This window comes from Acinetobacter sp. ANC_7503, from assembly GCF_056780035.1.
The window spans coordinates 120,662-131,025 of record NZ_JBWYJA010000011.1; the positions used below are offsets into that span (position 1 = coordinate 120,662).

The following is a 10,364-nucleotide window of genomic DNA, read 5'->3' on the forward strand; positions in this document are numbered from 1 at the left end:
ACTAAGCTTTGTTGAACCAGTTCACAAATCGGCTATATATTTTGTAAATTTCAATGAATAAAAGAGGAAACTAAGTTCCTCATTCTTATTAGAATTCCGACTATTATGGTCGTATTTCTTTTAACTCTCTTTGAATAAAGTGTTGAATCATCTCTCGATATATTTTTTCCATCAGTAATGGATCCACACCATTCTTTGTAGCCAATTCACGTATTTTTTCAATCACTATTTCAACACGTTCAGGTGACTGTACATCTTGGATAGTTCTTTTAAATCGCACTGCCTGATCTACGTAATATTGGCGTAAACCAATTAATTCTGTTATGGCTTGATCAATTGAATCTATTTGTGCTCGAGCTTGCTGAAGGGTTTCGCATTTTTCTTTATTGATTTTCAATTGATTCGGTATCCCTGTGTTCAGATTCATTTTCACTTTTGTACTTTTGTTCTAACACATTACTGAAAATACTTTCAATCATCCATACACGATATAAGCTATTAAACACATAACTCTTTCCATCGATACGAAGCTCAAGCACTGGTAAATCAGGTTGTGATTTCATCTCACAGAGTAATTGATTTTCTTCTAACTTTTGACTGATCGACTCTTCAGTGAGCGTCGTGATATTCAAGCTCTGTTTTAAGGCTTGAATATGAGGTCGATACGATAGATCTTTACCTTTACTCCAAACAGCCTGCAAGATTTCATACATTGCATCAAGACGTTGATCCTCAGGCACACTGTAAAACAATCGTGCTATTTCATATGTCGCCTGCTGAGTCGGTCGGCAAAACGGCGTAAATTTTACTTCTGTTCGTTTAGATAAACGCGTTGCCAAACTCCAATCAAATAAATCTCGTCCCTGATATTGCAATGGATAAACGGTAAGTTGGATATCGTAATAATCGGCAAGTTCCTCTTTAATATAAGCTAATAATAACCAAGAGATCGGATCTTCTAATGCAATATAGAGGTCTAACTCAGGATTCATCGCCTGAATCTCAGATAATTCTTCAGCATCATTCATTAGGTGTTCCCGCCACTCAATATGATTGATGAGAAAAATAGGATTACCGGTCAAGAGTCTTTGTTGTTTTAAACGGCGGGTCAATCTTAATAAATCATCTACCGCATGATACCGACGATTACCGAGCTCAAAAAAACTTGCTAAAACTGGCGTGTGATCAAAAGTTCGCTCAGCGATTTGTTGTTCTTTTCGATGTCGACTAGCCATGACATACAAAGTACGTAATTTTCCATACTGCTGTTGCCACAACATATGGAAGACATCTTCCAATAAATAGAGAAAATTTTCACCTGTTAATGGGGTATTTCGTAAAATCGTTTCTGCCTGTTGAATCGCTTCAGCACTTGGTATTTCAGGCTTTTCATTATCGAATCCGAAACGATGCTGGTACGCTAAAATTTGGGCATCACGTAGACTGTAATCTTGCCACTCTTCAGGACTCATATCATTTGGAGCTTCAGCAGCAGTATCTGAGATAACAATTTTTAAAGGCTTAATTTCATCTTTTAAAATGTCATTTAATTGTGCCAATTGCTGGACTGCAAGATAACTATACACATCATCTAAACGAAGATAGATCGTTAAACCCTGCTCAGTTGACAAGACCTCTTGACGATTTGGTTTCTGATAAAACCAACTCGATCGTAGCGGATCAAACCAACGGCGTAACAATGACATGAGATGTGCCTCAGATGATTTTACTGGTAAATTATGTGCTCAAAGTATCGAATTCATCGCTTTTTTTAAAACTAAAAAAGTTTGAACGCGAGCAAAACTTATATCAAGACAAAGAGAATTGATCAATATTTATGACCTTTCTATCAAATATTGTCATTAATGTAATTGACGCTTTCAGATGAAATTCAAACTTTTAGTGATTAAAAAAGCATCCCAAAGGATGCTTTTTAATCATGATTGATCTAGTTTATAAGCAGATTAGATATCACGTACCGCACCTTTTGCAGCACTTGTTGCATGCATTGCATACGCTTTCAGTGCTTTAGATACTTTACGTGGACGCTCTTTCGCAGGCTTCCAACCTTTAGCTTCTTGTACTTCACGGCGCGCAGCCAATACATCATCAGCAACTGCTAAGTGAATCGTACGGTTTGGAATATCAATTTCGATACGGTCGCCATCTTCAACTAAAGCAATTGCACCGCCTTCAGCCGCTTCTGGAGACACGTGACCAATTGAAAGACCTGATGAACCACCCGAGAAACGACCATCAGTCACAAGCGCACAGTCTTTACCTAAGCCTTTTGATTTTAAGTAGCTTGTTGGATACAGCATTTCTTGCATACCCGGACCACCTTGTGGACCTTCGTAACGAATCAGAACCACGTCACCTGCTACGATTTTGCCGCCTAAGATTGCTTCTACTGCATCATCTTGGCTTTCAAATACGCGTGCTGTACCGTTGAATTTCAGAATCGAGTCATCTACACCAGCCGTTTTTACGATACAACCATCAAGTGCGATGTTACCGTAAAGGACTGCTAAACCGCCGTCTTTAGAGAAAGCATGTTCTGCATTACGAATCACGCCATTTTCACGGTCGCCATCAAGACGTGTGTAGTAACGGTCTTGTGAGAATGCTGTTTGTGTTGGTACACCGCCCGGTGCTGATTTATAGAAGTTATATACCTCTTCATTTTCAGTACGAATAATGTCCCACTTATCTAAAGCGTCTTTTAATGTTTTTTCGTGTACGGTTGGTACAGAAGTATCTAACAAACCTGCACGGTCTAGTTCGCCAAGGATCGACATGATACCGCCTGCACGGTGGACATCTTCCATGTGAACATTTTTAACCGCAGGTGCAACTTTACACAGTACAGGCACTTTACGTGATAAACGATCGATATCGTCCATTGTAAAATCAACTTCTGCTTCATGCGCAGCCGCTAATAAGTGAAGTACTGTATTGGTAGAACCACCCATCGCGATATCTAAAGTCATGGCATTTTCATAAGCAGCTTTAGGGGCAATGTTGCGTGGTAATACGCTGTAATCATTTTGTTCGTAATGGCGTTTTGTGATTTCAACAATCAACTGACCCGCACGCTCAAATAGTTTTTTACGGTTGGCATGCGTTGCAAGTGTTGAACCATTACCCGGTAATGATAAACCTAATGCTTCTGTCAAACAGTTCATTGAGTTTGCAGTAAACATCCCTGAACATGAACCGCAAGTCGGGCATGCAGAACGTTCGTATGCTTTTACTTCTTCATCTGTGTAGTTGTCATCTGCAGCAACAATCATGGCATCCACAAGGTCAATTGCTTGTTCACCACCACGAATTTGGACTTTACCAGCTTCCATTGGACCGCCTGAAACAAACACAACAGGAATGTTTAAGCGCATTGCCGCCATCAACATTCCCGGTGTGATTTTGTCGCAGTTCGAGATACAAACCATTGCATCTGCACAGTGTGCATTGACCATGTATTCAACTGAGTCAGCAATCAAGTCACGCGATGGTAATGAATACAACATTCCGTCGTGACCCATTGCAATACCGTCGTCTACTGCGATTGTATTAAATTCTTTAGCTACACCACCCGCTTGTTCAATCTGACGTGCAACAAGCTGACCTAAGTCTTTAAGATGCACATGACCCGGTACGAATTGTGTGAATGAGTTGACTACTGCAATAATTGGTTTGCCAAAATCTTCGTCTTTCATTCCAGTTGCACGCCATAAGCCACGTGCACCCGCCATATTTCTTCCGTGTGTTGATGTTTTCGAACGATAGTCAGGCATTTTTATTTCCAACTTAAGCTGAGCTCGATGAATATGTATTCAATCTGGCTAAATGATACTGAAATATAAGGCTAAATCAGTTGAACCTTACTTCTATTATGACAGCTTTCTGATTAACAGTTAACCATTGCTTGCAATTGTTCGTATAGGTCTGATTTGCCCTCAACGATCTAAATCGATGTAAGAGATGTGATCTACTATAAACCCTTATCTGAAATCGTAATACAAAACTTTCATGAATCTTTTTTTAAAAATACATAAATTTTATTAATCACACCTTAAGCACAAAATGCACATGAAAACGTTTCAAATTACGACCTTATTTGGGCGAAAATCGCTTTTGGCATATAATGTTCTTTATATTGTTTTGGAAGTGTCTGAGTGAAAATCATCTTTGCGGGAACCCCTGAATTTGCAGCGAGTGCATTAGCAGCTTTGCTAAAGACTTCTCATGAAATTGTTGCTGTGTATACGCAGCCAGACCGTAAAGCAGGACGTGGACAAAAACTGACAGCGTCAGCGGTAAAGCAATTGGCGCTTGAGCACAATATTCCTGTTTACCAACCTTTACATTTTAAATCGTCGACTGAGGAAGGTTTGGCTGCTCAAGCTGAACTCAAGTCTTTCAATGCTGATGTGATGGTGGTCGCAGCATACGGTTTAATCTTGCCTCAAGTCGTTTTGGATACACCTAAATACGGCTGCTTGAATATTCATGGTTCCTTATTGCCTCGCTGGCGAGGTGCAGCCCCTATTCAACGTGCTATCGCGACAGGTGATACTGAAACAGGTATTACGATCATGAAAATGGCAGCTGGTCTAGACACTGGTGACATGATGTTTAAAACGATGTGTCCTATTACGGCTGAAGATACTTCCGCAACCTTACATGATAAACTGGCTCAACAAGGAGCTGAAGCCACTCTCGCTGTTTTAGAAAGTGAAGACACTTTAAAGCATTATTTAGATACACGTGAAGTTCAAGATGAATCACTTACAGTGTATGCTCATAAACTGTCGAAGGCTGAAGCTCAAATTAACTGGGCAAATGATGCTGTGACGATTGATCGTAATATCCGTGCTTTCAATCCTTGGCCCGTAGCTTTCACACCTATTGATGAAACCAACAATTTACGCATTTGGAATTCGAAACTTTCTCCACTCACTCCATCAACTCAACAAATCGGTGAAATCATCGCTGTCGATCAGGATGGTGTTCACGTTGTGTGTGGTGATCATCAAGTGATTTGCCTCACTCAACTTCAGTGGCCAGGCGGTAAAGCGCTCAATGCTGCACAAATTCTACAAAGTCAAAAATTGCAGCCAGGACAGATCTTCGCATGAGCCAACAATCTTCTCATTTAAATTTACGCGGACATGTGATTAAAACATTACTGGCCGTTCAGAATGGGCAATCCCTCACCTCTGTTCTTTCCCAACATCTTTCATTGGTTGGTGAGCGTGATCGGGCCTTATTTCATGAATTGACTTTAGGCACTTTACGCCAATGGCATGCACTTAAAGCAATTACTCTCCCTCTTCTGACTAAACCGCTCAACAATGAAACCGTTGAAAGCTGCCTATATTTAGGTTTATATCAACTGCTTTGCACACGTATTCCAGCACATGCGGCTATCTCAGAAACGGTAACAGCCACCAAACAACTTGGTTTTGAAGCTTTAAGTGGCGTCGTGAATGCGATTCTACGTCGTGTTTCACGTGAAACTGAAGAATTCGGCGAAGCATTAGACCAAGCCCATGGTTTACCTAGTTGGCTATTTAAACGCTTGAAAAAAGATTGGCCAGAGCATCTTCAAATGCTTTCAGCTGAGCTTAAACTGGCTGCGCCTTTGACACTACGTGTAAATGAACGACAAGTAAGCCGTGAGGAATATTTAGATATTCTTGATGAAGAAGGGATTGATGCTCATCCATGTGAATGGTCCGATGTAGGCATTATCTTAGATCAATCCGTGCATATTCCTCACCTCCCTGGCTTTGAAGAAGGTGGTTTTTCTGTTCAGGATGAACATGCTCAACTTTGCGCGACCTTGTTGCCGAATCTTGATGATAAGATCGTAATTGATGCATGTGCGGCTCCAGGTGGAAAAACAGCACATATTTTAGAGTGTTATCGTCCTAAAAAGCTGTATGCGATCGATCACGACACAAAGCGTTTAAGCCGCGTAAGTGAAAACTTAGAGCGTCTTGCACTTAATCAGTATGCTCCAGTGGAAATACTCACTGCTGATGCTACGGTATGGTCTGCACCTGAACAGGCTGACTGTATTATTCTTGATGCACCGTGTTCTGCTATTGGAGTTGTACGACGTCATCCAGATATTCGTTTACTTCGCCAATCTACCGATATTCAACAAACGGTTGAACTTCAAAAACAAATTCTGAATCACATGTGGCTACAACTCAAAGTTGGCGGATCAATGCTTTATATTACCTGCTCGATTTTGAAAGCTGAAAATGAACACCAAATGATTGATTTCTTCAACACGCATGCAGATGCTCAAGAAATCAAATTAAATGTAAATTGGGGAATTGAACAAATCCACGGCCGTCAGTTATTGCCACAACAAGGTCATGGTGATGGATTCTATTATTGTTTAATTCAAAAGATTTAATGCTATTTTTTAAGATAGTTTATTTCTAATTTACCGACATATAAAAAAGCCATGACTCGTGTCATGGCTTTTTTAATATTGATCTGAAGTAGTTTAATCTTCAAGCTCATCTGGGTTTTTTGCCAAATGAATCATGGCTAAAATAAGACCACCCCATAACAGCACTGTTGAGATAATAAGCATCATTAAAGCAGAAGTATTCATCTTATTTCTCCTCAGGTCCATTGTCTTTTAGACGACTAAAAACAACCGCACAGAATACAAAGATTGCAACTACACCGCCACCAATTGGCAATAGAATCTCAATTGGATAACCGCCATAACCTTCAGTAAATATTGACTTCAAGGTCATCAATAGCGCAGCTAACAATGAGATTGGCGTAACTACAGTCAACATGAAGTTCCAACCAGCACCTAGCTTAATACTAGCATATTGATTTACATGCTCTTGAAGTTGCTTTAACAACGGTCGACGGAACCATGACACCAATACGATTGATAATAAGCCACCCGCGACAATACCAATATTATTGGCAAAGTAATCGATAATATCGACAAACGTAATCGCGCTGTGAGTTGAGAACAATAAAGTTGAAACAATTGCTGAACCACCTGCAATAATTGTCACAGCCTTCTTACGAGACCATCCTAACTTGTCTTGGAAACCTGCGATTGGAACTTGAAGAATACTGACCATGGATGTAATCCCTGCAACTGTTAAAGATGCAAAGAACAAGAAGCCAAATAAGTCTCCGCCAGCCCCCATGCTTGAAATGATTTTAGGGAAAGCGATAAAAGCTAAACCAATACCACCAGATACAACATCGTCAACTGAAGCACCCGCACTGTAGGCCATGAAACCTAATGCTGCAAATACCCCAATACCAGCTAAAATTTCAAAAGATGAATTTGCAAGAGCAACGACTAGTCCAGAACCAGTTAAATTCGTTTTTTTCTTCAAATACGAAGCGTAGGTCAACATAATCCCGAAACCAACGGATAACGAGAAAAAGATATGGCCAAATGCAGCTAACCACACTTTATAGTTGCCCATTGCTTCCCAGTTTGGTGTAAAGAATGCATTTAAACCTTGGACAGCACCTGGTAAACGAATAGCTTGAATCACGAGAATCGTAAATAAAACCACCAATAATGGCATAAAGATCTTATTCGACAATTCCACGCCTTTCTTCACCCCACCATACAGGATGAACATAACGATCGCCCAAACGACAACCAAACCTATAAATAAGGTCGGAACAAATCCAAATGCTAAGCCTTCGCCATTCTGAAGATAGGTGGTGAAAAAGAATTTTTCTGTATCACTTCCCCACTGTTGACCAAATGAGTAGAACATATAACTACCCGCCCATGACAATACACTGGCATAGTAAATACCAATAATTAATGTCACAGCGACTTGCCACCAACCCAATGATTCACCATTCATCAACTTCTTGTAAGCTGTAGGTGGGGCCTTACGGTATTTATGTCCAACTGCATAATCTAAAAATAAAAGTGGAAGACCGGCAGCAAAAATTGCAACCAGATAAGGGATTAAAAATGCCCCGCCACCATTTTCATATGCGACATAGGGAAAACGCCAAATATTGCCTAAACCTACTGCAGAACCAATAGCTGCAATAATAAAACCTGATCTGGCGCTCCAATTTTCACGTGAAGCTGTCATATAGTACCTAATCCGTAAATGGGTACACGCTTACTGCTATTGTTGATGTTATCTCGCAAGTAATTGCATACCATTAAAATTTTGTTGTTTGAATCAGAAACGGCCTTTTGAGCATTTTTTTCGAATTACAAACCACCCCTTATTTAATATTCTTGGTTAAAGAAAGATGAAATAAAGGATGTTTAATGAATCAACAATAGCGCTTTTAATCAGATTTTTCTGTAATTAATTCAGGAAAAAACTGTGTTTCATCATTTTTTTATTCTTATTGATTAATTTTTAACTCAATATGTTTATTTTTAAATCACAGCGTTAATCTAAACTAAATAATTTAAAAGGAGCGTTATGCTCCTTTTAACATAAATAATAATTTATCCTTGTTTAATCACAAGCAATCGCTCTTCTTGCATATCTCGAATTGCTGATTGAATCCCTTCTCGACCTAGACCTGAATCTTTAACACCACCATAAGGCATGTTATCCACACGGAATGATGGAATATCATTAATGATGACACCACCTACATGTAAATGATTCCACGCATACATCATTTTATTCAGACTTTGTGTATAAACGCCAGCTTGCAGACCAAATCGACTTTGATTAATTGTAGCAATGCCTTTTTCAAAATCTTTATACTTCTCTAGAATAGCTACTGGCCCAAAAGCTTCATCTTTATAAATTTCTAAAGACGTATCAACATTTTCTAGCAATATTGGATCAAATAAAGCCCCTTTTACCTGACCTTCGACTAAAACTTTGGCGCCTTTCTTTACCGCTTTATCGACCCATTTTTTAAGCCTTTTAGCTTCTCCCTCCTTGATCATAGGGCCACATAAGGTCAAGTCTGAATTTGGATCGCTCGCTTTGATTTTTTTAATTTTGGAAATTAATTTCTTCTTTAAATCAGTATAAATATTTTCATGGACTAAAATTCTTTGGACACTAATACAAACTTGACCTGCATGGTTATAAGCTCCCCCAATAAGACGATCAATTAACACATCAGATATTTCAGTATCAGGTTCAATTAAAACAGCAGCATTTCCACCAAGCTCTAAGGTGACTTTTTTTCGACCAGCACGTGCTTTCATATCCCAACCGACTTCATCCGATCCAGTAAAACTGAGTAATTTGAATCGGTCATCGGTTACCAAGATATCTGCCTGTTCGCGAGGACAAGGTAAAACTGAAAATGCACCTTGAGGTAAATCAGTTTCAGCCAACACTTCTGCAATTTTTAGAGCAGAAACTGGTGTAAGTGACGCAGGTTTCAGTACGAAAGGACACCCTGCTGCAATTGCAGGTGCAATTTTATGAGCAGTTAAATTAAGTGGAAAATTAAAAGGACTAATTAATGATATAGCACCAATCGGAACATGTTTAATCATACCTGTGTAACCCTGTGCAGCAGCTGTTACAGCCAATGGCATTAAACGCCCATCGTCCATTTGTGTAACAGCATCAGCAGCGATTTGAAAGGTATTTATAAGACGCTCAACTTCAGCCTGAGCTGCTTTTAATGGCTTTCCACCCTCTGCAATCAAAATTGCAGTTAATTCCTCTCTCATTTCGCTAAAGCGTTTGACACAATGTAATAAAATCTTTTGCTTTTGAAATGGTTCTAATTTTGCCATCGCCTGTTCTGCATCAATTGCAGATTGGATTGCTTTTTCTAAAGTATTTGCATCTGCTAAGGCTACTCGGGCAAATATTTTTTGGCTAAATTTATCTTTTACTTCAAGCCATTGACCTGTTTGGGATGCTTTAGAGGCAACATAAAGAGAATAATCACACTCAATTTTTTTTTCTGAATTGGTCATCACGTATCCTTAAATATATTCGGATTTAAAACTTTTAAATTGACTATATCATGACCTCTCAAGCAACTTCTGTTCATGAGTAATTAAGTAATATATTTTTCACTCTTACTTTTTATTATGTAAATGCCTCTATTGCATCTCGCATGCATTTTAGTCACTCATTATTTAAAGCATTAAAAGACAACCACGACCAATTGATTAGGCGATCATTTTTCTATGTACACAGGTGTACCAATAGAAACTAGTCATACTTTATGAATTTGAGCATCAGATGGATAAGAGAGGTTGCTATAACTGTTCAACACATAAAATTTATCGTCTATATGATTATTTATTTCAATTTTTCCACATAAAAAAACACCCCCTTCTATTGAAGGGGGTGTTTAGAATAATGAGCTGGCGATGACTTACTCTCACATGG

Annotated in this window: 8 protein-coding genes; 2 read left to right on the plus strand and 6 right to left on the minus strand. The window is 39.1% G+C overall.

Features of this window, described 5'->3' with window-relative positions:
* Positions 1 to 103: 103 nt before the first annotated feature.
* The 3 genes from AC1M9M_RS12295 to ilvD all read right to left on the minus strand — a co-directional run bounded on the left by AC1M9M_RS12295 (position 104) and on the right by ilvD (position 3,794).
* Positions 104 to 391, minus strand: a complete 288-nt coding sequence (locus AC1M9M_RS12295) for a chorismate mutase (RefSeq protein WP_035270424.1) — start codon at positions 389 to 391, stop codon at positions 104 to 106.
* Positions 384 to 1,706, minus strand: coding sequence for a hypothetical protein (locus AC1M9M_RS12300; RefSeq protein WP_180028931.1), 1,323 nt, complete (start codon positions 1,704 to 1,706; stop codon positions 384 to 386). The genes AC1M9M_RS12295 and AC1M9M_RS12300 overlap by 8 nt, the downstream gene beginning before the upstream one ends.
* Positions 1,707 to 1,964: 258 nt before the next feature.
* Positions 1,965 to 3,794 (minus strand): dihydroxy-acid dehydratase, encoded by a 1,830-nt coding sequence (ilvD, locus tag AC1M9M_RS12305; RefSeq protein ID WP_081403313.1) that lies wholly within the window; start codon positions 3,792 to 3,794, stop codon positions 1,965 to 1,967.
* A gap of 381 nt (positions 3,795 to 4,175) precedes the next feature.
* Here ilvD and fmt point away from each other — a divergent pair, with 381 nt between their 5' ends.
* The gene (gene fmt / locus AC1M9M_RS12310; RefSeq protein WP_481596482.1) at positions 4,176 to 5,138 is read left to right on the plus strand and encodes a methionyl-tRNA formyltransferase; all 963 of its coding nucleotides are present in this window, start codon (positions 4,176 to 4,178) and stop codon (positions 5,136 to 5,138) included.
* A complete protein-coding gene (gene rsmB / locus AC1M9M_RS12315; protein WP_481587759.1) occupies positions 5,135 to 6,430 on the plus strand; it encodes a 16S rRNA (cytosine(967)-C(5))-methyltransferase RsmB in 1,296 nt (431 codons plus the stop codon). The genes fmt and rsmB overlap by 4 nt, the downstream gene beginning before the upstream one ends.
* A 93-nt stretch (positions 6,431 to 6,523) precedes the next feature.
* Here rsmB and AC1M9M_RS12320 read toward each other — a convergent pair whose 3' ends face one another.
* The 3 genes from AC1M9M_RS12320 to AC1M9M_RS12330 form a co-directional block, all read right to left on the minus strand.
* Positions 6,524 to 6,634, minus strand: a complete 111-nt coding sequence (locus tag AC1M9M_RS12320; protein ID WP_081403317.1) for a methionine/alanine import family NSS transporter small subunit — start codon at positions 6,632 to 6,634, stop codon at positions 6,524 to 6,526.
* A 1-nt stretch (position 6,635) separates the two neighbouring features.
* Positions 6,636 to 8,120 (minus strand): sodium-dependent transporter, encoded by a 1,485-nt coding sequence (locus AC1M9M_RS12325; RefSeq protein ID WP_481587760.1) that lies wholly within the window; start codon positions 8,118 to 8,120, stop codon positions 6,636 to 6,638.
* A 371-nt stretch (positions 8,121 to 8,491) separates the two neighbouring features.
* On the minus strand, positions 8,492 to 9,943 hold the full coding sequence (locus AC1M9M_RS12330; protein WP_481587761.1) for an aldehyde dehydrogenase family protein: 1,452 nt from the start codon (positions 9,941 to 9,943) through the stop codon (positions 8,492 to 8,494).
* Positions 9,944 to 10,364: the final 421 nt, after the last annotated feature.